This is a genomic window from Micromonospora sp. DT227, assembly GCF_049841835.1.
Classification (GTDB): Bacteria; Actinomycetota; Actinomycetes; order Mycobacteriales; family Micromonosporaceae; genus Micromonospora.
Window position 1 is genome coordinate 142,690 of the sequence record NZ_JBNCLA010000006.1, and the last position, 24,361, is coordinate 167,050.

Here is a 24,361-nt window from a genome sequence, read left to right on the forward strand (position 1 = left end):
GTTGGCCGGCCGAGGCGAGCTGCCCGTAGTGGGCCGCGGTGAGCGCGAGCGCGACCGTGTCGCCGATGCGCTGACACTGCGGGCAGCCGGCGCGGAAGGCGTGACGGCGCAGCGGGCGGACGCGGTCGTGCAGGGCGGCGGGAAGCAGGCTCAGGGCCTGGCGGAACTCATCGGGTTGCACGGGTCCCTCCGGAGTGGTCGATGGGGGCGGACGCGGATCACTGTCAGGCGGGCGGGATGGCGACGACCTCGACGTCGACGCCCTCGGCGCGCAGCGTCTTCACCGCCTGGTAGAGCGCGACCTGCGCGAAGGCGTACACCACCGTGCGGGGACGGAAGTCCTCGGGCAGCTCCACGCCGCCGGGCTGGGCGCGCACCAGGTCGCGGAACCGGCCACGCGCCCGGGCGTCGTAGCGCAGCGCGTCGTACGAGGTGACGCCCTGCGCGAAGAGGTGACTGAGCGGGGAACTGCCGGACGCCTGCTTGACGTGGATCAGCTCGCCGTTCGGGCCGAGCAGGTCGCACGCCTCGCGGTGCGCGGCGTCGACGTGCGGGCGATGTGCGACCTGTACGCGGCGACGCCCGCGCTGACCGGCGCGCTCACCGGCCTGGCCGCCGAGACGCGGGCGAAGGGGTGGTGGCACGCCTACGGCGACGCCGTCCCCGACTGGTTCGCGCTGCACGCCGGCCTGGAGGCCGCCGCCGGCCGGCTCCGCGAGCACGCCGACACGCTCGTGCCCGCCCTGCTGCAAACCCGGGGGTACGCGACCGCGGTGTGCCAGCCCCACCCGGACCGCGCCGCTGAGGAGCGGTAACACCTGATCGAGGTACGGCTGCGCCGGCGGGAGCTGCTACGCCGGCGGCTGCCCCCGCCGCCCCGGTTCGACGTGGTGCTCTCCGAGGCGGTGCTGCTGCCCGTGGTCGGCGGGCCGGCGACGATGGCCGGGCAGCTCCGGCACCTGGTCGAGATGGGTCGGCTGCCGCACGTCACGAGCCGGGTGGGGCCGCCCGCCGCCTGCCTGCCCGCCGGGGCGGTCGCAGGGGCGTTCGTGCTGCTGGACTTCCCGCTCGGCAGTCGCATCGAACCGGACGCGCCGGTGGTCTACCGCGAGTCGTTGACCGGGGCGCTCTTTCTCGACCGGCCGGCGGAAGTGGCCGCGCACGAGACGGTGTGGGCGGGCCTCGACGCGCTGGCCCTGGGCGAGGAGGAGTCGAGGCGGCTCATCGTCAAGATGGGGGACGAGGTGCACCAGGATGGCTGAGTGGACCGGTGCCCGCCAGCGCGGATGCCTCGCCGCGCGCCCGTTCCACCCGTTCCAGGCCGGCGGCGAAGTCGCGTCGCCACGCGGGCGCGTTCCAGGCATAGCTGAAGGCCCAGGGGGCCACTCCGTGCAGCTCGACTCCCGCTGGAGGGCGAGCGACCATCGGCGCGCCGCGAACCATCTCCAGCATGTTCAGCGAGCAGTCCACCCGGCCGGGCGGCGCCGCCGCCTGGAGGCGCAGGAACCACGCTAGTTGCGCCTGCGCCTCCTCCTCCCGCTCACCGGGGAAACCGAAGATCAGGTTGGTGACCACGGTGATGCCCGCCTCCGCCAGGGCCAGGATCAGCTCCTGGAGCATCGTGGGGTCGGCTCGCTTGTCGAAGAGACGCTGACCGGTGGGGCTGATCGTTTCCACCCCGATCTCCAGCGTGGTGAGCCCCGAGGAGGCCAGCACCGGGGCGATCGGAACGAGTGCCCGGCTGGCCTTCGTGGTGGCGCTCCATCGCACGTCAGTCGTCGGATCCTGAAGCAGCGCGTGGGCCAGGGCGCGTAGCATCGGCGCAGTGAACAGCGAGTCCTTTAGGGAGAATCGACGGATCCCGTACGCTCGCGCGAGCGCGCCGATCGTCCGGCTTGCGCCCTCCACGTCGAGGGCGGTGAGCTGCGGTTCGACGACCGGGTAGGTGCAGAAGGTGCACCGACCGTAGGAGCATCCGCGGGTGAACTGCACCGGCAGGGTGACCTGCTGCCGGTCGTAGTGCGCGAGCTGCCGCTCGCCGAACGTGGGAAGGTATTCGAACGGGGCGCGGGCGGACGGCTGCGCCGGTGACAATGCCCGTCGGAGGGCACGCGCGCTGAGGCGCGCCACCAGTGCGACGAACTCGTCCTCGCAGTGACCGGTGAGCACCACGTCGACCCCGTCCCGTAGCCCGGCGTCACGTTGGAGGGACTCCCGCAGCAAGGTGACGTGGCTACCCCCGAGCACGGTCGTCGTGTCGGGCCAGATCTCCTTGGCCACGCGCAGCACGAGGAGCCCGACGAAGACCTGCGAGGGCCCCATGAGGGACACACCCACCACGGTCGGGGGCCGGTCGCAGGTGGCGCGGAGATGCCGTTCGAGCCAGGCTCGCCAGGGCTCGGGGTCGGCGGCGGCTGCGGTCACGGCATCGACGACGGCGGTCAGTGGGTAGTGCATGCCGGCCACCGGGTCAGCGGTGTCGGGTAGGTGCAGCGGGGGAGTGTCGCGTAGGCCAGTGTGGGCGAACAACCACTGCGCCGCGGCGGCTACGCCCGAACGGTCCTTGCCATGGTCACCGAGGGTGTGGCCGAGACCGCCCGCCCGATTGCCGAACCGTCTGAGCAGAAGGATGTTGAGATCCAGCACCTCGACGTGAAACCCACTGCGTGCCGCCACTGTCGCGAGGATCGCCGGCCCCAATGGGGGATTGGTGTCCGATGGAGACGGTGGCGGGACGACGATCAACGCATCGCAGGGCGGTCGCGGCGCATGGCGGAATTCGGACGATGCCATCGCATCCTCACACTGAGCCAGGGATTGATTGCCCTCAGTGTAGGTTCGCAATATGGCGCGGTCTACACACGCTGAAGAACCTCACGGAGATCCCGAATTTTGAAGTCGGCCTTGCATTTGCGTAATGCAAACCCGGGGTGGGCGAAGAGAAAGGTGGTGCCACCGGCCACCTCCGCCAGTCGCATGTCACTGGCCGAATCTCCGACGATCACCACCTCCTCGAAGCGCGGCTGCCCGGCGAGATAGCCGGCGAGCACGTCCATCTTGGTGGTCTTCACGTCCAGCACGTGCTGGTCGACCGCGAACGCGCGCCCCGGTACGAAGTAGTCGGTCAGGTCCAGCAGTTTGAGGAACATGTCGAGTGTGCCGGGGCGCGTGTTGGAGATGACGATCTGTTGATGGCGGGCGGCGATGGCGTCCAGCACGGTGATCACGTGCGGCGTGGGCGTCATCCACTGATACTGCAGCTCAGGTCGCTCCTCCGAGAGGATGAAGCAGGCGTCCTGGAGTTCCAGGTGCCGCTGGTGCGTCTCATCGGGCAGCAGAAAGGCGAAGTACTCGAACCACTTCTTTCCGTAGAGTAGACGACCTTCCTCGTAGGTGAACCGCGGCTCGTATCCGAAGGTGGAGAGCACCTCGTTGGAGATGTCGACCACGGCTCGGTCGTTGCCCTGCTCAAGTACGCCGTGCAGGTCCCAGACAAAGAGTTTCACAAGCTGGCCTTCCCATGGTCGCGTCATGTCATCTACTCATCCGGCAAACGACGTCGGATTTGTGTCCGGTATGGGCCGACGGGAGATCGTCTGCAGCATGTCGGACAGCTTTTCCTCCATTGCCTGCGTCAGCCCCTGCCCGGACAGCGCGTCGACGGCCGCGTGAAGCGTGGACAGGGAACGGCCACCGATGGTCTCATGACGCACAAGATAGATGTCCATGAAGGTGTAGAGGTCGACGTAGCGGCGTTGTGCGGGTATTGCCTGGAAGGTCGGGCTCTCGAACATCGCCAACACCCGAGTCGTGGTGCGCTCATGCGGCAGGTACGGCGGCCGGTCCAGGAACGGTGGCCGGCCCGCCCTGACGTCGCCGTAGTAGTAGAGGACGTAGCCACGACTGCAGGCCCGGAACTCCGGGTCATACTGCAGAAGGGAGAAGAAGCGCGACAACGCGGAGTCCGACCGATGGTGGCACAACGCCCACAGGATCGCACTCAGCAGGAACTCGTCCCGCTCCCGGTGCAGCAGCGCGCCCAACTGCTCGGGCGCCGCCGGGCTGGTTCGCGAGATCAGGTAGACCAGCAGGTTGCACACGGTGAGTCGATCGGCCGAGTCGAGACCCGGTTCGTCCCGCAACTGTCGGTACAGCTCGGAGAGCCGCTCGCCGAGCCCACGATCGGCCAGCTCCTGCAACTGACCGATCAGGTGGTGTCTGACCTCCCTGGTCAGGTCTCGCCGCAACAACACGACCGCCTGCTCGGGTGAAAGGTCGGACAACATCCGGTCCCTGATGTGCCGGGCCAGCAGATATTCGTAGAACGAGTAGTGGAGGAACTCGCCGACCTCGGTGCCGTGCAGCGTGCGCCGGTCGATCACCTGGTCGAGCGCCCGGATCTCCGCGCCGCGTCCGCTGCCAGGATTGAGCGCGACGAGCAGGTCGGCCATCGGGATGGCGTCCGCCGGCAGGTCCCGGGCGTGCACGAGCCAGGCCGCCGTCTGCCAGACCGCAAGGGACTGGCCGCCCCACCCGGGATGACTGCCGCGCACCGCGAAGTCCGTGGTGTGGCCCAGACGGTTCAGGTACTCGCCGTAGAGGTTGCTCGCGCTGCTGACCCGCGTCGCGGCGTCGGGGCCGATGAAGGTGAGCATCCGGGCGTAGAGCGGGCGTCTCACGAGCCGGGTCAACCGCTCCGACGCGACCACCGTCCGGTAGAGCCCCGGATCCGCGATCAGCCCGTGCCGTTGCAGCCGGCCCAGGTAATCGGCGAACTCGATCTCCACCGACCAACCCTGGAGCACGAACACCTCGTCGAAGCTGATGCTGGTGGTCTCGAAGGCGATCCACTCCTCGTACTCCCTCGTGCGAGAGGTGACGAGGGCCGGTGCATGGCCGAGCAGGTCCAACAGCGCAGCGGTGAGCGGCCCGCCGTCGGCCAGCTCGCTCGCCTCGTCCAGGCCGTCCACCAGCATGACCCCGTCCGCCGCCTCCGCCGGGTCCAGCCCTGCCGCGCGCAGGTCGCCGACAACCTCCACGGCGTCCAGCGCGCGCCACGGGATCGGCCGCAAACCAGCCCGCTGCAGTGCCAGTGCGACACCGTAGAGCGAGAGGCTCTTTCCGGAACCTGGCTCGCCCAGCAGAAGCACGGAGTCGCCGCCACGCAGGCGAGCCACCAACGCCGCCACCGCTGGCTCGCCCGTCTCTGGGGCCCGCTCGTGATAGCGGACCAGCCGACCCGGCACGAACAGGTCCATCCGATGCAGCTCAGCCAGGCTCAGATCGAGGGGGTACGCGGTCCGCCGCCGACCGAGCCGGCTGACCAGTCCCTCGGACAGTCGGGTGAGCCGTTCCCGTTGCACCTCCCGGCGCTGCTCAGCCGCCGGTGTGGTCTCCTCGCCCACCGGTCCCTCAGCCGGCCGCATCGGCGGTTCCGCGTCGTCGTCCGACGGATCCTCCGGGCCGCCCGGAGTCCTCGTTCCGCCCTCCGGCAGCACCACCAGGGCGACGGTCAGCCCGACCAGGAGTAGCGCCAGGACGCCGAGCGACTGCCACGCGTGGGTGCGGATCACCTCCAGCCAACCGGGCCACCGCTGTTGGGCTGACGCCTCATTGGTTATCAGCCCCGTCAGCACGGTCGCGACGGACAGGACGCCGGTGACCGCGATCGCCACCACCATTCGCGGTGTCCTCATGATGTGCATCCCTGACGCGATGATTGGCTGGGGGTGACCGGACGCTGACTCCAGGCTATCGCTGCTGGCCGAGGTGCGCCGGTCGGTGGCATCCACAAGGGAGTGCCGCCCGGTCGCATTCCCGACTCACCCCGGCGTGGCGGGATTCTGACGGGGTGTTCCGCAGCGCCCGTGACCCGCTGATGCGGACCATCCGGATCGCCGACTTCTGGCGCGACGTCGAGCCGGCGCCAGGTGACGACGGTGACGTGTTCGTTTACTGAAGCTCGTCCCGCACCACGTCCAGTCGGGAGTCGCGTTCCTGACCGAGACGTTGATCCACTCCGGCCGTCTGGTTGGCTGGCCCGATCACGCCCGGGTCGACGTGGAAAGCGACGCGCCCCGGACCTCGAAGGAGACAGATGCGCCAACCTCTCACCGTTGCCGAGATCCTGGCTGTGCTGGCCTCTCCAGACTCGATCGGCGACCTCCGGAGCTACTTCCACGGTGTCGCCGACGCGGCATACACGGGCGGGCAGTTCGAGATGCTGGGCGGCGGTGGGTCCCGCCCGACGGTCGCGAACACCGTCACTGCCGAGGATCTGATCGCGGTGGAACTGCTCGGCGTGACCATCCGCCCCAGACGGCGGCTCGATCTGCTCCAAGGCCAGCTCGGCCGAGACGTGTCCGCGGCACTGGCCACCATCCCGACCGACGTCGAGCTCGACGAGGACGACGCGCTCGCCTACATCGTGGACGGCGGTGCCGCCGACACCGCGTGGCGTCTGCTCCGCGACACGCCCGGCATCGGCTGGGTCATCGCCGGCAAGCTCCTCGCCCGTAAACGCCCGAGGCTCGTGCCGGTCTACGACCACGTGGTGTCCTGCGCCTACGGCACACGGAGCGGCTTCTGGGAATGGCTGCACGACACACTCCGCGAGGACACCGCTGCCGTGTCACGGCGGCTCGACGCTCTGCACCGGGAGGCCGAGCTGGCGCCCCCGGTCAGCCGGCTTCGGGTGCTCGACGTCGTGTTCTGGATGCGGCACCGGGAGGACCACCTTCCCAGCGACTGCCCGGGCCTGCGGCTGCCCGCTTCAGTGGAGCGATGAGATGCGCGAGATCACGATCCGCTTCGACTGTCGCGACGATGACCGGTACGCGGACATCGCCAACGCCCTCTGGGCGCAGATGAACGCGACCGGCTGCGACTTCACCGTGGCCTTGGGCACTGACGCTGACGCGACCGCAGCCGACAAGCGATGGGACCACTACAGCAAGGTGTCGTGGGAGTACGGTGGGCGCCGGGGCACGCCGCAGGCGTTCGCGGCCGGGGATTCCCGCGCCGACACGTCGCACGAATGACGGCCCGCGGGGAAAGCGTCACGGTGCTCTGCGTCAATTGCGGCGAGGTCGTCCACGGCCGGGCGAATTCGCGCGGTCGTGGCCCGGACATCGCCTGGCACGCCCACTGCCAGCCGTGCGCGGCGCTGGTGGCGGACCAGATGGAGCGGCTCGATCTGCTGCCGGAGGGCAGTGGTGTCGAGATCTACCGGTGCCGGAGCTGTGGCACCCGCCGTATCTGCCGCACGGGCTGGCGGACCCGGTGCCACATCTGCCTGGACGAGCGCTCGGCCGGCTACGCCCTCGCGGCCGGGGAACGCCTGCTGGGCCGCGTCCCACACGAACCAGCCCACGCGACACAGCTCCGCCGGTTCGCCGGCCTCACCGCGGAGGACGACATTCCGGTACGCGTCGCCGCCGAGTTCCAGGCGGCCATCGCGCTCGGTACGGAACTCGACCGGCGCCGCCGGGACGGTTGGGACGACCTCACCGGTGACGTCCACGGGCTGCCGTGGCACGGCGAACGGACCGCAGCCTGGTCCCACGGCACCTGGGGTGTGCACGACCGGTGTGGCGCCTGGCAGCGGTTCCGGGACCGGGCCTGCCCGCAGTGTCCGCCGGAGCCGGGCGATCGGTCGTTCGCCGCGCTGCGGGACACCCCCTATCTGCTGTACCTGGTCCGGCATCGAGGGCTGCTCAAATTCGGGGTCGGTCGCCCGGCTCGGGTACGGGAGCATCTGCGCGCCGGCGCGGAACTGGTGGAGGTGGTGGAGGGGCGCCACGCCGACGTCATCGCCGCTGAGGCGACCCTCAAGCGGCAGCGGACAGCACCGCTGCGGAAGTGGCGCACCTGGCGGATGCCGGCGTCGTTCGGGAAGGGCACCGAGGTGGTCCGGGTCGTGGTGCCGATCAGACTCGCGGACGTGCTGCCCGCCGGTCGTGACGTCACCGACCGCTTCGTGGATCCCGCGCGACACGGGGGTACGGCAGCGCGCCTGGGCAACCGGAGGCCCGTTGGCTCTCAGGCTTGATGTCGGTCTACCGGCTAAGACGCCGCTGCTCGTCCACCATGATCTTGACAACTACCTGCTGCCGCTGGTCGCGCACCTGACCCGGAAGACAGGGCGGCGATTCGCCAGCGCCTGGGCCACGAAGCGAACGTCACCGACATCCTCGCTTCAGATTGACCGGGCGCGACCCCTTCGGGGCGATGCCGACACCGGCCAGCTCCACATGGTCCGTACCAGCGCATCGAGCCAGTCCGTCGGCTTCAAGCAACAAATCCACGACCAGCTCAGCGACGCGGATCCGCTCCCGGAGGGCCCGGTCGCACTACACCTGTCCTTTGCCGTGGGGCCACAGCGAAACTGGACGAACCTGTGGAAGCCGACGATCGACGCCCTTGAGCGGATACTCGGCCGAGCTACGCCGGATCGCTCCTGGCACCCGAGAGACGGGCGTGTCGTCGAACTCGGCCTGCACTGCCAGATCGATACGGCGCTGCGCTACGACGTCGTGGTCGCCATCACGGCGACCGCGGCCCGCACCGCCACTGATCCTCCCGCGACGGGCTTCCCCGCTCGGGAATCCGATGGCCTTCGCATGCCGTGAGCAGAATGTCTCGCTTCTCAGGAAGATCGCGGGCAGGCTGCGGGGGTGGCGAGGGGATTCGGCGGTGAGGTGGCCACCTACTACGCGCGGCACCGGCGCGGCTATCCGCCCGCGGTGCTCGACGCTCTCACCGCGGCGTTGGCCCTCGACGCCGACGACACGGTGATCGACCTCGGCTGTGGCACCGGCCAGTTGACCATCCCGCTGGCAGCCCGGGTGGCCGCGGCCATCGGCATGGACCCGGAGCCGGACATGCTGGCCATCGCCCATGCGTCCGCCGTCAACGGTGGACGGACCAACGTGACATGGCTTCTCGGCGCGGACGACGATCTGGCCGCGGTGGGCCGGCTGCTCGGACCTGGAACGGTCGGCGCGTTGACCATCGCTGTCGCGATTCACTTCATGGACCGTGCCGCCGCATTCACCGCCGCGCGGTCGATGCTGCGTCCCGGCGGCGGTGTCGCGGTGGTCACCAACGGCGCGCCCTTGTGGTTGCAGGACACGGACTGGTCCGGCGCGCTGCGCGCATGTCTGGAACGGCTGCTCGGGCATCCCGTGACCGCCAGTTGCCAAACCGACGAGGCCGGTCGCCGACTCAACCAGGAGGCGCTCGTGCGGGCCGGCTACCGGTATGTGGAGTCGGTGGTGCGATACGACGCTCCGCTCACCGTCGACGACATGGTCGGCGGCGTCTTCTCCGCGATGTCGGCCGACCAGTTGCCCGCGCTGGAGCGGCGTGCCGCGTTCACCGCCGAGGTCCGCGACGCCCTCGGAGGTAGGGAAGAGGTGACCGAGCGGGTGCACGTCTGGCTGCAGTGTGGCGTGCTGAACCCGTAGCCGTACTCAGCGGGCTACCGGCGCCGCGTCGCTGACAATGTGATCTCGGCGGTGGTGGCGGCATCGAAGGCGGAGTGCCGCCACCACCCTCCCCAGAGGACATCGCCAACCGTCACGCAGATAGCCGGGTCGCGCTGGGCATCTGTCCCGTTGCCCTGCCACCATCTGATGCACCGCGCCAACGGAGGGCCGACCGCCAGCCGCGTGGATGCGTGCCGACGAGGGACATGGGTCAACCCTGGAGCCGCTGTGCCCAGAAGACCTGGTCATCGGATCCTATGTAGACCAGTGCCAACAGCAGATCGGGCAGCGTCACCGGTGCGGTGGCGATCGGGAACTCCCGTCGATGCCTTTCCAAATGCGGAAAGAGCGCCACGAACGTCACCGGTGAGGCACCCGAGTCCCCGATCGCGAGCCGGCTCCCCACGCTCTGCCACTCGTGTTCGCCGACCCGGATGTCGCCCGCGCCGCGCAACCAGGGGTAGTGGTCGACGATCCTGTTCTCCACCCCGGCGCTGCCCAAGCTGACGCTCTCCTGCGGTGCGGCCACCGCGAACACCGACGGTTTGAGGTCGGTGCGCTTGTCGACGAGGAAGAGCGCGAAGTATCCGCCGTTCAGCGATGCCGGCGGCGTCTGCCAGGACACCCGGCCCAGCACCAGTTGGTCACCGCCGGACGCTACCGGAGCCTGGTACGCCGAACCGAGTGCCGCCTGCGCCTGCTCGTAGCTGACGAACTCCAACGATGACCGCAGGTGCAGTGCCTCCGGCCCGTAGGGCGGACGCTGGTGCCACCAGCGCCACCCGGCGACGGCCACCACTGCCACGACCAACACCGCCGCCGTGGAAGCGACCCGTCGCCATGTCACGCCCGTCAGTGAACCATGTCGCCGCCCGGCCGGCGGGCCAGCCGGGTGATCGCGGCCACCGACCGGTCCACGTCCGCCGCCGTGGTGGTCGCGTTCGACACCGAGATCCGCATCAACCGTCGGCCCCGCCACGTCGTCCCGCCCACCCAGCAGGTCCCGTCGGCCTGCACCGCGGCCACCACCCGGTCGGTGCGCGCGTCGTCGCCGCAGCTGACCAACACCTGGTTGAGGACCACGTCGTTGACCACCTCGAACCCGGCCGCGGTCAACCCGTCGGCGAACCGGCGGGCCAGCGCGCAGCACCGGTCCACAAGCGCGGTGACGCCGTCGCGGCCCAGCTCCCGCAGGCCGGCCCAGACCGCGAAGCCACGGGCGCGGCGGGAGGACTCCGCGGTCAGGTCCGCGCCCGCCGGCACCCCACCGGAACCCACGAGGTACGCGGCCGAATACGACAGGGCCGCCGCGTGCGCGTCGGGTCGGGCGCAGAACGCGAACGCGGTGTCGTACGGCAGGTTGAGCCACTTGTGGCCGTCGCAGGCCCACGAGTCGGCCGCCTCGATGCCGTCCACCAGGTGTCGGGTGGCCGGGCTGGCGGCGGCCCACAGCCCGAACGCGCCGTCCACGTGCACCCAGCCGCCGTGCCGGTGCACGAGGTCGCAGGCCCGGCGCAGCTCGTCGCAGGCGCCGGTGTTCACGTTGCCGGCCTGGAGGCAGACGACGGTGGGGCCGGGCCCGGCGTCGCGCAGCGCCACGGCCAGCGCGTCCGGGTCGATCGCGCCCTGCGGGCCGGCCGGCACCTCGCGCAACGCGTCGGTGCCGAGGCCGAGCAGGCGCAGCGACCGGTCGATGGTGGCGTGCCGTTCGGCGCCGGCGAGCACCCGCACCGGCGGCGCGCCGAGCAGGCCGCGCCGTTCCACGTCCCAGCCGGCGTCGGCGAGGACCTGGTGTCGGGCGGCGGCGAGCCCGGCGGTGTTGGCGGCCTGGCCGCCGGTGACGAAGCCGACCGACGCCGACGCCGGCAGGCCCAGCAGCTCCTTGAGCCAGGTGCCGGCGGCGGTCTCGGCGGCGACCGCGGCCGGCGAGGTGACCGCGTTGAACGCGATCTGGTCCCAGCCGGCGGCGAGCATGTCGGCGGCGGTGGCGGCCGGGGACGCGCCGCCGACCACGAAGCCGAAGTAGCGCGGCCCGGCGGTGGCGACCAGCCCCGGGTCGGCGGCGGCCACCAGGTCGGCCAGCACCTGTTCCGGGGGCGTGGGCGTGGCCGGCAGCGGGGCCGCGAACGCCTGGTCCAGCGCGGCCTGGTCGACCGGCCGGCCGACCGGCCGCTCCGGCAGTGACCGCCGGTAGTCGACGGCGTGGTCGGCGGCCCGCCGGAACAGCTTCCGCAGCTCGTCCATCGCCGCACCCTAGCGCCGTGACCGCCGGCTCGGGAGGGCGGTCGGGCAGCCGGCACAGTCGGAGTGAGTGCTGAGTGACGCCCGTGACCGCTGGCTCACCCACGGACTCCTGCGTTTGTGTGGAGTGGGTCGGACCGTCGGTGGCTTTCCCGCCGACGAACAGGCGCCCGGGGGAGGACACATGAGTCTGCGGAGATTGTTGGACAGCACACCTGCCCAACTGGCGGGACGGAGTTCCGACCTGCTTCAGTTGGTCGTCCTCGCCGGCACGGCCCTCGCGACGCTGTACGGCGTCGGTACCACCTGGGCGGTTGCCCTGCACCTCTCACCGCTGGCGCTCGTCGTGCTGGCGCCGCTCCTGCTCACCGTGGTGGTGACGGCGTACTACCTCCGGTGTGTCTACCGCCCACCGGACTTCGTCATCGAGGAACTCGACGGTTCGCTCGTCGTCACGCGTGTTCCGGGTGACGGCGGCCCCGACCATCACCGCTACGCCTACACCCGGCGGCAGCGCGTCCGGGCTACGCGGCAGATCCGGTTGGTGAGCGTACGTTCCCACTGGAGCGGCCAGAACCGGGTGGTCGAGGAGGCGAGTTCGCTGTTTCCGGAACATCGACTGCTCGACGGCGCCGTCGCCGAGGAGGACGGGCGCGTCTACCGGTGGCTGTACCTGCTCGGCCCGCTCGCCCGCGGCCGTCGGGTGAACGTCGGGATCAAGCAGGTGTTCGAGGACGTGTACGCGCCGATGAAGCCGTACTACCGGGAGAGCTGCGAGGAGCGACAGGTTCGGAAGCTGTCGGTTCGGGTGCAGTTCGACCACGTGGACGCGCCGGCCGAGGCGTGGCACGTGGTGTGGCGGAGAACGCGGTCGGGGTCGAGTCGTCAGGAGGTCGCCCGTACCCGCTGCCGGCCCAGTGTCGACCCGGCGGGGGAGAAGGTCGTCTACGAGTTGACCCTCCGGCGACCGGACCCGGAGTGCGCCTACGGCATCTGGTGGCGGTGGCCGGAGGAGCCGCCTCGGCGACACGCGGATGCGGCGGCGCGGCGGGCCGGGGAGGAGGGAGTCATTCGGACGCCTCCCCGAGAGCGGCGGTGAGTCGGTCGAGGTGGGTCGCGACCGGCCCGGCGGTGAGCATGCCGCTGCCCGCGCCGGCCACCTCGTGCGCCGCCGGGGCGAGCGCGGCCCGGGCCCGCCGCATCGCGGCCCGGTCGCCGAGCGCCGTCGCGGCCCGGCCGGTCAGGCACCACAACGCTTCGAGCAGCAGGTCGGGCGGGGGAGCGGGGGTCCGGCGCAGCGTGACGGCGGCGTCGGCGGGGCGGTCGGCGGCGAGCAGGACCAGCGGGCGGGCCCAGGGTGCGTACGGCCCCCAGTCGGTGTCGTCGGGGAAGTCGGCGGGTCGGTCGTGCCACACCCGCAGACACAGCAGCGCCAACGGGAGCAGGCCGCGCGCCACGCCGGGCATGCCGCAGCCGGCCAGCCGGGGCGCGGCCGACCGGTAGGCGGCCTCGGCCCGCGGGTACGGCGCGCCGGTCGCCGCGGTCCGCATGGCCCGGTACCAGGTGGTGAACACGCCGGTGAGCGGGGACTCGTGCCGGTCGGCGAGCCGGTCCGCGGCGTCCGCGTGCCCGTCGGCGCCGGCGAAGTCGGCGAGCGCGCCCCGGGCCTGCATCCGGATCAGGTGCCCGAGGATCTCGACCGGGGCCTGGCCGTGCCGGGCGGCCAGCGCGACCAGTTCCGCGCCGACGGCGTCCCGTTCGGCGGCCAGCCCGGTGCGGTGGAACGTCTGGAGGAACACGCCGTTGAGCGCCTGGGCCAGCAGCGCCGGGTCGGCGAGTCGCCGGGCGATCGCCTCGGCCTGCCGGGCCGCCTCGGGGCCCCGCGTCGACGGCCGGCCGCGTGACTCGACCGCGATGGTGGCGAGCAGCCGCGCCCGGGTCGTCTCCGGCGCGTCCGGGCCGAGGCCGGCGAGCGCCCGCTCCGCCGCGGTCACCACCCGGGCCGCCTGTTCCGGCTCGTCCGACCGGGTCCAGATCGCCGGCACGTCGTACCCGCCGATCACCCGCGCGGTGAGGTCCGGGTCGCCGAGCTGCTCGGCCGCGTCGATGGCCGCCAGCCGCTGGTCACGGGCGGCGGCCAGGCCGCCCGGCCCGGTCACCGCGAGGCTGCGCAGCAGGCCGACGGTGGACTCCAGCCGGGCCCGCGCGCCCGGCACCACGCTGCGCTGGTACGCCGCGGCGGCCTCCGCCCAGACGTGCGCGGGACCGGCCGGCTCGGGGTCGGCCTGGCGTCTCAGGTCGGTCTCCAGCCGGCGCAGTCGCGGGCCGGGGTCCAGGCCGAGCTGGTCGCGCAGCAGTTCGCGGGCCCGGCGCAGCACCGCGAGCGCGTCGGCCTGCCGCCCGGCGCGGTAGAGCGCCAGCGCGAGCAGCCGCCAGCCGTCCTCCCGCCACGGGTGGTCCGCCACGTGGGCGTCCAGGTCGGGTACGGCGTCGGCGGCCCGGTCGAGCGTGAGCAGCGCCTCGGCCCGGCGTTCGACGGCGGTGAGCCGCACCTGGTCGAGCCGGGCGCGTTCGGCGTGCGCCCACGACCTGTCGACGTCGGCGTACCCGGGCCCGCGCCACAGGCCCAGCGCCGCGTCGAGCCGGTCGAGTGCCGGCCGGGGCAGCGCGTCGGCGGCGTCGGCGACCGCGGTCTCGAAGCGCCAGGCGTCGACCGTGTCCGGGGCGGCGCGCAGCGCGTACCCGGGTCCGTCGGTGACCAGCAGCCGGGCCGGCTGCCGCGGTGGGCGGTGCGGTTCCAGGCCGCGGCGCAGCGCCGCCACGAACGTGCGGACCGCGCCGACCGCACCGGCCGGCGGGTCGTCCCAGAGGTCCTCGACGAGGTGCCCGACCGGCACCACCCGACCCCGGGCCACGATCAGCCGGGCCAGCACCGCGCGGTGCCGGGGACCCCGCAGGTCGACAGGTGCGCCGGTGTCGTCCCAGGCCGTCACCGGACCGAGCACACCGAAGTTGACCCGCACCGACCGTCCCCCTCCTCGACCGGGCCACCGTACCGCGCTCATCGGTTGCTCATCCGGCGCGGCGACGCTGGTCGGGCACCAGTCGAGCGGAGAAAGGAACGACCGATGACTCCCACCATCGCCGGATTCGAGACGCGACGGGTCACCGTCGCCGAGGACGTGGCGCTGCACGTGGCCGTGGGCGGCTCGGGTAGCCCGATCGTGCTGCTGCACGGCTTCCCGCAGACCCACCTGATGTGGCGGCACGTCGCCGCCGACCTGGCGGCCGACCACACCGTCATCTGCCCGGACCTGCGTGGGTACGGGGCCAGCGACAAGCCGGCCGCGCGCGACGAGGACACGTACGCGAAGCGGACCATGGCCGCCGACGTGGTGGCCCTGGCCCGGGCGCTCGGCCACGAGCGGTTCGCGCTCGCCGGCCACGACCGGGGCGCCCTGGTCGCGGTGCGGGCCGGCCTCGACCACCCGGACGCGGTCACCCACCTGGCGTCGCTTGACGTCCTGCCCACCCTCGACATGTGGGAGGTGCTGCACGGCGCGTCCGCGTCGGTCGCGTTCCACCTGTACCTGATGGCCCAGCCGCCCGGCCTGCCGGAGCGGATGATCTCGGCCAGCGCGGACGACTTCTTCGGGTACTTCCTCGACGCCTGGGCCGGCGACCCGGCGGCCATTCCGGCCGACGTGCGCGCCGAGTACCTGCGGGCCTCCCGGGAGGCGGTCGACTCGATCGTCGCGGACTACCGCGCCTCGGCCGGGATCGACGTCGCGCACGACCGGGCGGACCGGGATGCCGGGCGGCGGCTGGCGATGCCGGTCACGGTGATCCAACAGGACTGGGGCGCGGCGCTCGGCTACGACGCGGCGGCGGTGTGGCGGGCCTGGGCCCCCGACCTGGAGCACCGCACCACCTCCGCCGGGCACTTCCTGGCGGAGTCGGCGCCGGCCGAGGTCAGCGCCGCGCTGCGCGCGCTGCTGGCCCGGTGACGGCGGACGGGCGGCGGCGGGACGGCACGTCGCCGCCCCGCCGCGGCGGTCAGCCGAGCACCACGAGCTGCCGGGTGGCCCGGGTCATCGCGACGTAGCGGTCCACCGCGCCCGCGACGCCGTCGCCGAACGCCGCCGCGTCGACGAGCACGACCAGGTCGAACTCCAGCCCCTTGGCCAGTTCCGGGGTCAGCGACCGGACCCGGGCCGGGGCCGGGAACGCGGGGTCGCCGATGACGCAGGCGGTCCCCTCGGGGTGGGCGGCGAGCCACCCGTGCACCACCGCGCCCAGCTCCGACCGGTCGCCGTACCGCACCGGCAGGTCGCCGGTGCGGATGGACGTCGGCACGTTGGCGTCCGGGAGGACGGCCCGGATGACCGGCTCGGCCACAGCCATGACCTGCGCCGGGGTGCGGTAGTTGACGGTCAGCGAGGCCAGCTCGATCCGGTCGAGACCAACCCGCTCCAGCCGCTCCCGCCAGGACTCGGCGAACCCGTGCCGGGCCTGGGCCCGGTCGCCGACCACGGTGAAGCTGCGCGACGGGCAGCGCGACAGCAGCATCTGCCACTGCGCGTCGGTCAGCTCCTGCGCCTCGTCCACCACCACGTGCGCGAACGGGCCGGCCAGCAGGTCCGGGTCGGCGACGGCCAGCCCGCTGTCGTCGATCAGGCTGGTCCGCATGTCCGCACCGCTCAGCATGGTCATCAGGCCCTCGCCGTCGTCGTAGGCGTGCGTGGCGATCAGGGCGTCGACGACCGTGTCCATCCGCTCCCGCTGCGCGGCCAGGGCCGCGGCGTTCCGGCGCCGTCGCCGGGACGCCTCCGGGTCGCCGACCCGCTGCCGCGCCGCGTCCAGCAGCGGCAGGTCGGCGACCGTCCAGGCGCGGGCGTCGTCCCGGCGCAGCGTACGGATCTCGTCCACGCTCAGCCACGGGGCGCACCGGCGCAGGTAGGCCGGCACCGACCAGAGGTCCGCCACCACGTCGGTCGGGTCGAGCAGCGGCCACGCCCGCCCGAACGCGACGGCCAGGTCGCGGTTGCCGGCCAGTGACCGCCGGACCGCGTGTTCCGGCTCGTCGCCGTGGTACCGCTCCAGCAGGATGGTGAGCAGCTCCTCCCACACGTCGTCGCGGGCCTCGTTGTGCGGGACGCCGGGCCCGGCCGCCGCGAACGCGTCCGCCCAGTCGTCGGCGGTCAGTCGCAGCTCGGCGTCCGCGACGCCGACCGTCATTCCGGACGTGGGTGGTTCCTCGTAGAAGCGCACCGCCGCGTCGACGGCCCGGACCAGGTCGACGGACGACTTCAGCCGGGCCGACGCCGGGTCGGTCTCGGCCACCGCCGCCGCGCCCTCGGGCACCAGGTCACGCAGTGTGCAGATCTGCACGTCCTCCTCGCCGAGGCTGGGCAGCACGTCGGAGACGTAGCTCAGGTAGGGCTGGTGCGGGCCGACGAACAGCACGCCGCCCCGGCGCTCGCCCAACCGTGGGTCGGCGTGCAGCAGGTACGCGGTGCGGTGCAGCGCGACCACCGTCTTGCCGGTGCCCGGCCCGCCGTCGACCACCAGCGTGCCCTGAGACCCGGCCCGGATGATGGCGTCCTGGTCGGCCTGGATGGTGCCGAGCACGTCCCGCATCCGGGCCGACCGGGTGTCGCCCAGGCTGGCGATGAACGCGGACTGGTCGTCGAGCGCGGCGTGCCCGGCCAACCCGTCGGCGGTGAACACCTCGTCCCAGTAGTCGGTGATCCGGCCCCGCGTCCAGCGGTACCGGCGGCGGCTGGCCAGGCCCATCGGGTTGGCGTGGGTCGCGCCGAAGAACGGCTCGGCGGCCGGGGAGCGCCAGTCCAGCAGCAGCCGGCCGCCCGCGCCGTCGGTGAGGCCGAGCCGGCCCACGTACACCGGGTCGGCGCCGTCCGCGCCGACCATCCGGCCCAGGCACAGGTCCAGGCCGTACCGGCGCAGGGTACGCAACCGCGCGGTCAGCCGGCGGATCTCCTGGTCCCGGTCGACGGCCTGCCGGCCCTTGCCGCCGGCGGCCCGGCGCTCGGCGTCGAGCCGGTCGGACAGTTCGGCGATCGACCGTCGCAGGCTCTCCCTGATGGTCGCGAAGTGCCGTTCGTCGTGGGCGATCAGTTCGGGATCGGCCTTCGCGGAGAGGCGCTCGGGAAGGTCGAAGACGCTGGTGGCGGATTGATTCACGAAATCAGCTCCGATCTGCGGCCGGCGGCCGGCCGGGGTGCCGCGAAACGCTTGTGGTGGGCCGGTCCGGGCGGACGCGGACACGAGTCACCCGCCGCTCGTGGCGGCCTTTTCATGTCGGGAGAATCGCTTCGGCCGGCCATTCTGCGCCCTCACCGGGGTCTTGCCGCAAGACCCGGAGTGCGCTATATGGTGATGGTGGCGGGGAACGCGAATGCCCCCGCTCTTTCCCGGGCCGATTCGCCGTCGCGAGGCCCGCGCCGCTCCGCTCCGCGCCGTCCCGGCCATCCCGGCCGTCGCCGGACCGCGCTCCGCCGAAATGCCGTGACCCCGCCGTCCAGTCGGCGTCCCCCCACGTCGCGTCCGGCAATGCCGTATCGCCTACCGTATGATGTACGCTAAAGTCGCCGTCGGGGCGACACTGCGGAGGAGGGCGCGACGTGGCAGCGGGCGAACACGCGATCATCGCGGCGGGGCTACGCAAGCGGTACGGCGACAGGACCGTCCTGGACGGGTTCGACCTGCGGGTCCCGCCGGGCACCGTGTGTGGCCTGCTCGGCCCGAACGGCGCCGGCAAGACCACCGCGGTGCGGATCCTGTCCACCCTGCTCCGGTTCGACGAGGGGCGGGCCGAGGTCGCCGGCTTCGACGTCGCCCGCCGGCCCGACCAGGTGCGCCACCGCATCGGTCTGGTCGGGCAGCACGCCGCGCTGGACGAGGTGCTCAGCGGCCACCAGAACCTGGTCATCTTCGGTCGCCTCTGCCACCTCGGCACGAAACGGGCCCGGCAGCGCGCCACCGAGCTGCTGGAGCGCTTCGGCCTCGCCGACACCGGCGACAAGCCGGTCAAGGCGTACTCGGGCGGCATGCGGCGCCGGCTCGACCTCGCCGCCGGCATGATCCTCACGCCGTCGGTGCTCTTCCTCGACGAACCGACCACCGGTCTGGACCCGCGCGGCCGCAACGAGGTCTGGGAGTCGGTCCGCGAGCTGGTCCGCTCCGGCACCACCGTGCTGCTCACCACGCAGTACCTGGACGAGGCCGACCAGCTCGCCGACCAGATCTCGGTGCTGGACAGCGGGCGGGTCATCGCCGCGGGCAGCCCCGACGAGTTGAAGTCGCGGCTCGGCGGCGACCGGATCGACCTCGTGCTGCACGACGCCGGTGACCTGGCCGTGGCCGCCGCGCGGCTGCGTCTGGTCGCCGATGCCGAGCCGGAGGTCGACCCCGACCGCCGCCGCGTCAGCGCCCCGGTCGGCGACCGGGGCGGCGCGCTCACCGAGGTGCTGCGGGCGCTCGACGCGGGCGGCGTCTCCGTGGCCGACGTGGCGCTGCGCCGTCCGACGCTCGACGAGGTGTTCCTGCACCTGACCGGCCGCCACTCGCGGGCCGCCGAGGAGGTGTCCGCGTGACCGGCGCGACCCTGCCCACCGCGGTCGGCCCGGCCGCCGTGCCCGGGCGACCGTTCCTGCTCGCCGACAGCGTCACCCTGACCCGGCGCAGCCTGGCGCACTGGCGCCGCGACCCGGGGCCGCTGATCGCGTCGCTGGGCTTCGACGTCGTCATGGTGCTGATGTTCGCCTACCTGTTCGGCGGCGCGCTCCGGGTGCCCGGCGGCGGCAGCTACCGGGAGTTCCTGATGCCCGGCATGTTCGCCATGACCATGGTGTTCGGCATCAGCCTCACCACCCTGGCCGTCTCCGCCGACGTCGACCGGGGCGTCACCGACCGGCTCCGGTCGATGCCGGTGTCGCCGCTGGCCCCGCTGATCGGCCGCGCCGCGGCCGACATGCTGTTCGCGGTGGTCACCCTGGTGGTGATGGTGCTCGCCGGCCTCGCCGTCGGGTGGCGGGCGCACGGCGGCGTCGGCGACACGCTCGCCGCGTTCGGGCTGATCCTGCTGCTGCGTTTCGCCCTGGTCTGGGTCGGCATCTTCCTCGGCTTGGTGATGAAGGGGCAGCAGGCGGTCGCCGGCGTGCAGACGCTGGAGTTCCCGCTCGGCTTCCTGTCCAACGCGTTCGTGGCGCCGTCCACCATGCCCGCGTGGCTCGGGACGGTGGCGGAGTGGAACCCGCTGTCGGCCACCGTCGGCGCCGTCCGGGAGCTGTTCGGCAACCCCGGTTGGGGCGGTGACTCCTGGGTGGTGTCCCACTACCCGGTGCTGGCGGTGGCGTGGCCGCTGGTCCTGGTGGCGGTCTTCCTGCCGCTGGCGGTCCGCAGATACCGCTCCTTGCGCAACTGACCCGCCCGGCCGGACGGGTAGGCTACGGTACGTTGTACGCCAAGCGGGGTGGGGCCGCCGGCACGATCGGGAGGTACGAGGTGCTGCTCGGGCGGTTCGCGGTCGTCTTCGAGCCGGGCGATCCGCCCCGGGCCGGCACGGTCAGCTTCTACGACCCGACCGGCGACGCGGTGCCGGACGAGTGCGACGAACTCGGCGACGTCCGCGAGCTGACGCTGGCCCTGCCCCTCGACGGCCCGGTCGAGGCGTGGCAGGTGCGGGTCTGCGCCGTGCCGGTCGCCGACGCGGTCCGGCAGCTCGTCGGGCTGCGCGGCGCGGCGGACGTGACGCCCGCCGCCGCGTTCTGGTCGGCGGTGGCGGTCACCGGCCTGCACCTGGTGGCGCGGGGCCGGCTGCTGCCCGGTGTCACCCCGGACGGGCACGACGCCTGGCGGGTCGGCCCCTTCGACGTCGCCGACGTGGAGCGCATCCGGGCGCTCGCCGCGGCGATGCCGGCCGGGGCCCGCGCCATGCCGGTCGACCCGTTCGCCGGGACGCTCGTGCTGCCCGACGCCGAGGACCTGGTCCGGGCGTTCCTGGACGCGGTGGCCGACACGCTGCCGCGTATCCCGGCGGCGCCGTGGCTGACCGGCGACGACCGGTTCACCGGCCTGGACCCGCAGCCGGTGGAGGAGCTGCGCGACTGGGCGCGGGAGGTCTCCGCCGGCGTGGACACCGGGCTGCGGGTGGCGTTACGGCTGGAGGGGCGCGGCGACCTCGCCACCGCCGGCCTCACCGCCGTGGTCCGCCTGCGCAGCCTCGCCGACCCGACGGTGGTCAGCGACGCGGCCGCGCTCTGGGAGGGCGACGAGCACGGCCTCGGCGAGCAGGCCACGTTCGAGGCCATGCGCGCGGTGCGCCGGGCCGCGACGGTGTGGCAGCCGCTGGCCCGGCTGCTCGACGAGGCCGCCCCGGTCGAGCTGGAACTGCTCGACGAGGACCTGATCGACCTGCTGGGCGGCGCCGAACGGCGGCTCGCCGCGGCCGGCATCGACGTCGAGTGGCCGCCGCAGCTGTCCCGCGAGCTCACCGCCCGCGTCCTGATCTCCTCGCCGCCGGAACAGCCGGCCGACCCGGCCGGCTTCCTCCGCTCGGCCGCGCGGATGCCGCGGAGCTGGCAGCTCACGCTCGCCGGCGAGGCGCTCACCGACGCGGAGATGGACCTGGTCGCCAAGTCCCGGCCGATCGTCCGGCTGCGCGAGCGGTGGGTGGCGGTCGAGCCGGAGCTGGCCCGCCGGGCCCGGGAGCGGCAGCTCCCTCCGCTCCAGGCGTACGACGCGCTGGCCGCCACGTTGATCGCCAGCACCGAGGTGGACGACGAACGCGTCGAGGTGGTGGCCGACGGCTGGCTCGGCGCGTTGCGGGAGCGGATCGCCGAGCCGGACGGCGGCCCCGAGCGGCTGGTCCCGCCGGCCGGGCTGGACGGCACGCTCCGCGCGTACCAGTTGCGTGGGCTGCGCTGGCTGGACCGGATGACCTCGCTCGGCTTCGGCGGCTGCCTCGCCGACGACATGGGTCTGGGCAAGACCGTCACCGTCGTCGCGCTGCACCTGCGTCGCCGCGCCGACCCGGCCCTCACCGGGCCGACGCTCGTGGTCTGCCCCGCCTCGGTGCTGGGCAACTGGGAACGCGAGATCCGCCGGTTCGCGCCCGGCGTGCCGGTCCGCCGGTTCCACGGCGCGGCCCGCACGCTCGACGACCGCACCGACGGGTTCGTGCTGACCAGTTACGGCACCATGCGACTGGACGCGGCCGTGCTCGGCGGGCGACGGTGGGGGATGGTGGTCGCGGACGAGGCGCAGTACGTGAAGAACCGGCTCAGCGGCACCGCGAGGGCGCTGCGCGAGATCCCCGCCGACGCCCGCCTCGCGCTCACCGGCACGCCGGTGGAGAACAACCTCTCCGAGCTGTGGACCATCCTCGACTGGACCACGCCCGGCCTGCTCGACACGGTCGGCACGTTCCGGGCCCGGTGGGCCCGGCCGATCGAGGTGGACCGGGATGCGTCAGGCGTGGACCGGCTGGCCCGTCTGGTCCGTCCGTTCCTGCTGCGGCGCCGCAAGTCGGACCCGGGCATCGCGCCGGAGCTGCCGCCGAAGACGGTCACCGACCACCTGGTGTCGCTCACCGGCGAGCAGGAGACGCTCTACCGCCGGGTCGTCGACGAGGTGATGGGCGAGATCCGCGCCAACCCGACCGGCATCGCCCGCCGAGGGCTGGTGCTGAAGCTGCTCGTCGGGCTGAAGCAGGTGTGCAACCACCCGGCGCACTACCTGAAGGAGCCGCACGGCGAGCTCGCCGGCCGCTCGGAGAAGTTGCAGCTCCTCGACGACCTGCTGGAGACCATCCTCGCCGAGGACGGCGGCGCCCTGGTCTTCACCCAGTACGTGCGGATGGCCCGGCTGCTGGAGCGGCACCTGGCCGAGCGGGGCGTGCCGGCGCAACTGCTGCACGGCGGCACGCCGGTGCCGCAGCGCGAGGAGATGGTCCGCCGGTTCCAGGCCGGCGCGACGCCGGTGTTCCTGCTCTCCCTCCGGGCGGCCGGCACCGGTCTCAACCTGACCCGGGCCGACCACGTCATCCACTACGACAGGTGGTGGAACCCGGCCGTGGAGGAGCAGGCCACCGACCGGGCGTACCGGATCGGGCAGACCCGGCCGGTGCAGGTGCACCGACTGATCGCCCAGGGCACCCTGGAGGACCGGATCGCCGCGCTGCTGGAGTCCAAGCGGGAGCTGGCCGACGCGGTGCTCACCGGCGGCGAGACCGCGCTGACCGAACTGTCCGACGCCGAGCTGCTCCGGCTCGTGCGGCTACGCGACGAGGGATGACGGACGTGGACTTCGACGTCGAGTTCGACGACGAGCCGGACGACGAGACGGCCGGGCCGGTCGAGGACGACGGGCGGGCCCGCAGCTTCCCGGCGTTCGGGCCGGGCCGACGGATCGGCCGGAAGTTCGCCGACACCTGGTGGGGCAACGCCTGGATCGAGTCGATGGAACACACCGCGCTCGACCCGGAACAGCTCAGGAAGGGCCGGCGGTACGCGTTCGCCGGTCAGGTCGGGCCGATCACGGTCAGCCCCGGGCGGATCTCCGCGCCGGTGCACGACGGCGACCAGTACACCCCGCACCACACCGAGGTCCGGATCGGAACGCTCGCCGACGCGGAGTGGGACCGCCTGCTGGACCGGGTCGCCGCCCGGGCCGGGCACATCGCCGCGCTGCTCGACCGGGACATGCCGCAGGACCTGGTGACCACCGCCGACGACGCCGGGGTGCGGCTGCTGCCCGGCTACGGCGACCTGGAGCCGTCGTGCGACTGCCCGTCCTGGGACCATCCCTGCCGGCACGCCGCCGCGCTGTCCTACCAGGCGTCCTGGCTGCTGGACCGTGATCCGTTCGTGCTGCTGCTGATGCGGGGCCGGGCGGAGCCGGAGCTGATCGAGGAGCTGCGCACGCGTAACGCCGGTCGCGCGGTCGCCGCCGGCGCGGCGGACGCCGTCGGCGTCCGGGCCGAGGAGGCGTACGCGACCGTCCCGGCCGCCCTGCCCGGACCGCCGCCGGCGGTCCGCGACGAGCCGATGGCGCTCACGCCGCTGCTGGCCCCGCACGACGCGCCCGGCCTGGACGCCGAGGCGCTGGGCGTGCTCGCCGCGGATGCCGCGTCCCGGGCCCGGCGTCTGCTCACCGCCGACGCGGCCGAGGTGCTCGCGCCCGAGCCCGACGCGTGGTCGGACGCCGTGCGGCTGGCGTCGCGGATGCCGCGCTCGCGGGCCGCGCGCCGCCTCGGCGAGGCCAGCGGCCGGGCCGCCGACCTGCCGCTGGCGATCAGGGCCTGGGAGTACGCCGGCGCCGCCGGCCTGGCCGCTGTCGACGCGGTGTTCAGCCCGCCGAAGGAGCTGGTGTCCCGGGCCACCGACGCGCTGCGCGAGGCCGGCGGGATCGGCGGCGCGACGCCGGAGGTGCGGAACTGGCGCAACCGCTGGACCGTGGGCCGGGACGTGCAGGTCCGCTACGGCCCGGACGGCCGCTGGTACCCGTTCCGCAGGCGTTCCGGCCGGTGGTGGCCGGCGGGCCCGCCCGGACCGGATCCGGCCGACGCGCTGCTGGACCTGTCGAGGGATTGATCCGCGGACCGGTGGCCG

19 protein-coding genes and 1 pseudogene are annotated in these 24,361 nt (G+C 73.1%); 12 read left to right on the forward strand and 8 right to left on the reverse strand.

The window, feature by feature from the left end; genetic code table 11:
* Positions 1 to 224: 224 nt before the first annotated feature.
* Entirely contained in the window at positions 225 to 644 is a 420-nt protein-coding gene (locus ACLQ2W_RS21330; RefSeq protein WP_425787962.1) for a DUF6119 family protein, read from the reverse strand.
* Between ACLQ2W_RS21330 and ACLQ2W_RS21335 the strand changes: the two are divergent.
* A pseudogene (locus ACLQ2W_RS21335) lies at positions 558 to 1,262 on the forward strand (DUF5753 domain-containing protein). The gene ACLQ2W_RS21330 and the pseudogene ACLQ2W_RS21335 overlap by 87 nt on opposite strands.
* Here ACLQ2W_RS21335 and ACLQ2W_RS21340 read toward each other — a convergent pair.
* The 3 genes from ACLQ2W_RS21340 to ACLQ2W_RS21350 form a co-directional block, all read right to left on the reverse strand.
* Positions 1,228 to 2,793 carry a B12-binding domain-containing radical SAM protein gene (locus ACLQ2W_RS21340; RefSeq protein ID WP_425787964.1) on the reverse strand — a complete coding sequence of 522 codons (1,566 nt, stop codon included), beginning with the start codon at positions 2,791 to 2,793 and terminating at the stop codon, positions 1,228 to 1,230. The pseudogene ACLQ2W_RS21335 and the gene ACLQ2W_RS21340 sit on opposite strands and share 35 nt — an antisense overlap.
* 62 nt (positions 2,794 to 2,855) lie before the next feature.
* Complete coding sequence (locus tag ACLQ2W_RS21345) at positions 2,856 to 3,533, reverse strand: HAD family hydrolase (protein WP_425787966.1); 678 nt, start codon at positions 3,531 to 3,533, stop codon at positions 2,856 to 2,858.
* Between the two features lie 9 nt (positions 3,534 to 3,542).
* Complete coding sequence (locus ACLQ2W_RS21350; protein ID WP_425787968.1) at positions 3,543 to 5,792, reverse strand: hypothetical protein; 2,250 nt, start codon at positions 5,790 to 5,792, stop codon at positions 3,543 to 3,545.
* 305 nt (positions 5,793 to 6,097) lie between these two features.
* On the opposite strand from ACLQ2W_RS21350, the gene ACLQ2W_RS21355 reads away from it, so the two are divergent.
* Genes ACLQ2W_RS21355 through ACLQ2W_RS21375 form a run of 5 tightly spaced genes read left to right on the forward strand, consistent with a single transcriptional unit; the run spans position 6,098 to position 9,467 of the window.
* Positions 6,098 to 6,787 carry a DUF6308 family protein gene (locus ACLQ2W_RS21355; protein ID WP_425787970.1) on the forward strand — a complete coding sequence of 230 codons (690 nt, stop codon included), beginning with the start codon at positions 6,098 to 6,100 and terminating at the stop codon, positions 6,785 to 6,787.
* A 1-nt stretch (position 6,788) separates the two neighbouring features.
* Positions 6,789 to 7,040: a hypothetical protein gene (locus ACLQ2W_RS21360; RefSeq protein WP_425787972.1), complete on the forward strand. Its 252-nt coding sequence runs from the start codon at positions 6,789 to 6,791 to the stop codon at positions 7,038 to 7,040.
* Positions 7,037 to 8,050: a hypothetical protein gene (locus ACLQ2W_RS21365; protein WP_425787974.1), complete on the forward strand. Its 1,014-nt coding sequence runs from the start codon at positions 7,037 to 7,039 to the stop codon at positions 8,048 to 8,050. The genes ACLQ2W_RS21360 and ACLQ2W_RS21365 overlap by 4 nt, the downstream gene beginning before the upstream one ends.
* A complete protein-coding gene (locus ACLQ2W_RS21370; RefSeq protein WP_425787976.1) occupies positions 8,034 to 8,630 on the forward strand; it encodes a hypothetical protein in 597 nt (198 codons plus the stop codon). The genes ACLQ2W_RS21365 and ACLQ2W_RS21370 overlap by 17 nt, the downstream gene beginning before the upstream one ends.
* Positions 8,631 to 8,675: 45 nt before the next feature.
* The gene (locus tag ACLQ2W_RS21375; protein WP_425787978.1) at positions 8,676 to 9,467 is read left to right on the forward strand and encodes a class I SAM-dependent methyltransferase; all 792 of its coding nucleotides are present in this window, start codon (positions 8,676 to 8,678) and stop codon (positions 9,465 to 9,467) included.
* Between the two features lie 232 nt (positions 9,468 to 9,699).
* Here ACLQ2W_RS21375 and ACLQ2W_RS21380 read toward each other — a convergent pair whose 3' ends face one another.
* Both ACLQ2W_RS21380 and ACLQ2W_RS21385 read right to left on the reverse strand, forming a co-directional pair.
* Positions 9,700 to 10,293 carry a hypothetical protein gene (locus tag ACLQ2W_RS21380; protein WP_425787980.1) on the reverse strand — a complete coding sequence of 198 codons (594 nt, stop codon included), beginning with the start codon at positions 10,291 to 10,293 and terminating at the stop codon, positions 9,700 to 9,702.
* A 47-nt stretch (positions 10,294 to 10,340) separates the two neighbouring features.
* A complete protein-coding gene (locus tag ACLQ2W_RS21385; protein WP_425787982.1) occupies positions 10,341 to 11,732 on the reverse strand; it encodes a pyridoxal phosphate-dependent decarboxylase family protein in 1,392 nt (463 codons plus the stop codon).
* A 181-nt stretch (positions 11,733 to 11,913) separates the two neighbouring features.
* Here ACLQ2W_RS21385 and ACLQ2W_RS21390 point away from each other — a divergent pair, with 181 nt between their 5' ends.
* The gene (locus ACLQ2W_RS21390; protein WP_425787984.1) at positions 11,914 to 12,828 is read left to right on the forward strand and encodes a hypothetical protein; all 915 of its coding nucleotides are present in this window, start codon (positions 11,914 to 11,916) and stop codon (positions 12,826 to 12,828) included.
* On the opposite strand, the gene ACLQ2W_RS21395 is transcribed toward ACLQ2W_RS21390, so the two are convergent.
* Complete coding sequence (locus tag ACLQ2W_RS21395) at positions 12,797 to 14,752, reverse strand: BTAD domain-containing putative transcriptional regulator (protein ID WP_425787986.1); 1,956 nt, start codon at positions 14,750 to 14,752, stop codon at positions 12,797 to 12,799. The two genes, ACLQ2W_RS21390 and ACLQ2W_RS21395, sit on opposite strands and share 32 nt — an antisense overlap.
* 105 nt (positions 14,753 to 14,857) lie before the next feature.
* On the opposite strand from ACLQ2W_RS21395, the gene ACLQ2W_RS21400 reads away from it, so the two are divergent.
* On the forward strand, positions 14,858 to 15,736 hold the full coding sequence (locus ACLQ2W_RS21400; protein ID WP_425787988.1) for an alpha/beta fold hydrolase: 879 nt from the start codon (positions 14,858 to 14,860) through the stop codon (positions 15,734 to 15,736).
* A gap of 49 nt (positions 15,737 to 15,785) precedes the next feature.
* Here ACLQ2W_RS21400 and helR read toward each other — a convergent pair whose 3' ends face one another.
* Positions 15,786 to 17,933 (reverse strand): RNA polymerase recycling motor ATPase HelR, encoded by a 2,148-nt coding sequence (helR, locus tag ACLQ2W_RS21405; RefSeq protein WP_425787990.1) that lies wholly within the window; start codon positions 17,931 to 17,933, stop codon positions 15,786 to 15,788.
* A 440-nt stretch (positions 17,934 to 18,373) separates the two neighbouring features.
* Here helR and ACLQ2W_RS21410 point away from each other — a divergent pair, with 440 nt between their 5' ends.
* The 4 genes from ACLQ2W_RS21410 to ACLQ2W_RS21425 are packed head-to-tail and all read left to right on the forward strand — an operon-like array spanning position 18,374 to position 24,343.
* Positions 18,374 to 19,345: an ATP-binding cassette domain-containing protein gene (locus ACLQ2W_RS21410; RefSeq protein WP_425787992.1), complete on the forward strand. Its 972-nt coding sequence runs from the start codon at positions 18,374 to 18,376 to the stop codon at positions 19,343 to 19,345.
* A gap of 11 nt (positions 19,346 to 19,356) precedes the next feature.
* A complete protein-coding gene (locus ACLQ2W_RS21415) occupies positions 19,357 to 20,175 on the forward strand; it encodes an ABC transporter permease (protein WP_405094234.1) in 819 nt (272 codons plus the stop codon).
* 32 nt (positions 20,176 to 20,207) lie between these two features.
* Positions 20,208 to 23,045 carry a DEAD/DEAH box helicase gene (locus ACLQ2W_RS21420; RefSeq protein WP_425787994.1) on the forward strand — a complete coding sequence of 946 codons (2,838 nt, stop codon included), beginning with the start codon at positions 20,208 to 20,210 and terminating at the stop codon, positions 23,043 to 23,045.
* Complete coding sequence (locus ACLQ2W_RS21425; protein ID WP_425787996.1) at positions 23,042 to 24,343, forward strand: SWIM zinc finger family protein; 1,302 nt, start codon at positions 23,042 to 23,044, stop codon at positions 24,341 to 24,343. Before ACLQ2W_RS21420 ends, ACLQ2W_RS21425 begins: the two co-directional genes overlap by 4 nt.
* Positions 24,344 to 24,361 lie beyond the last annotated feature (18 nt).

Coding starts and splice junctions, on each gene's coding strand:
- ACLQ2W_RS21355 (WP_425787970.1), top strand. CDS start 6,098: ATGCGCCAACCTCTCACCGTTGCCGAGATCCTGGCTGTGCTGGCCTCT.
- ACLQ2W_RS21400 (WP_425787988.1), top strand. CDS start 14,858: ATGACTCCCACCATCGCCGGATTCGAGACGCGACGGGTCACCGTCGCC.
- ACLQ2W_RS21340 (WP_425787964.1), bottom strand. CDS start 2,793: ATGGCATCGTCCGAATTCCGCCATGCGCCGCGACCGCCCTGCGATGCG.
- ACLQ2W_RS21365 (WP_425787974.1), top strand. CDS start 7,037: ATGACGGCCCGCGGGGAAAGCGTCACGGTGCTCTGCGTCAATTGCGGC.
- ACLQ2W_RS21425 (WP_425787996.1), top strand. CDS start 23,042: ATGACGGACGTGGACTTCGACGTCGAGTTCGACGACGAGCCGGACGAC.
- ACLQ2W_RS21385 (WP_425787982.1), bottom strand. CDS start 11,732: ATGGACGAGCTGCGGAAGCTGTTCCGGCGGGCCGCCGACCACGCCGTC.
- ACLQ2W_RS21345 (WP_425787966.1), bottom strand. CDS start 3,533: ATGACGCGACCATGGGAAGGCCAGCTTGTGAAACTCTTTGTCTGGGAC.
- ACLQ2W_RS21360 (WP_425787972.1), top strand. CDS start 6,789: ATGCGCGAGATCACGATCCGCTTCGACTGTCGCGACGATGACCGGTAC.
- ACLQ2W_RS21390 (WP_425787984.1), top strand. CDS start 11,914: ATGAGTCTGCGGAGATTGTTGGACAGCACACCTGCCCAACTGGCGGGA.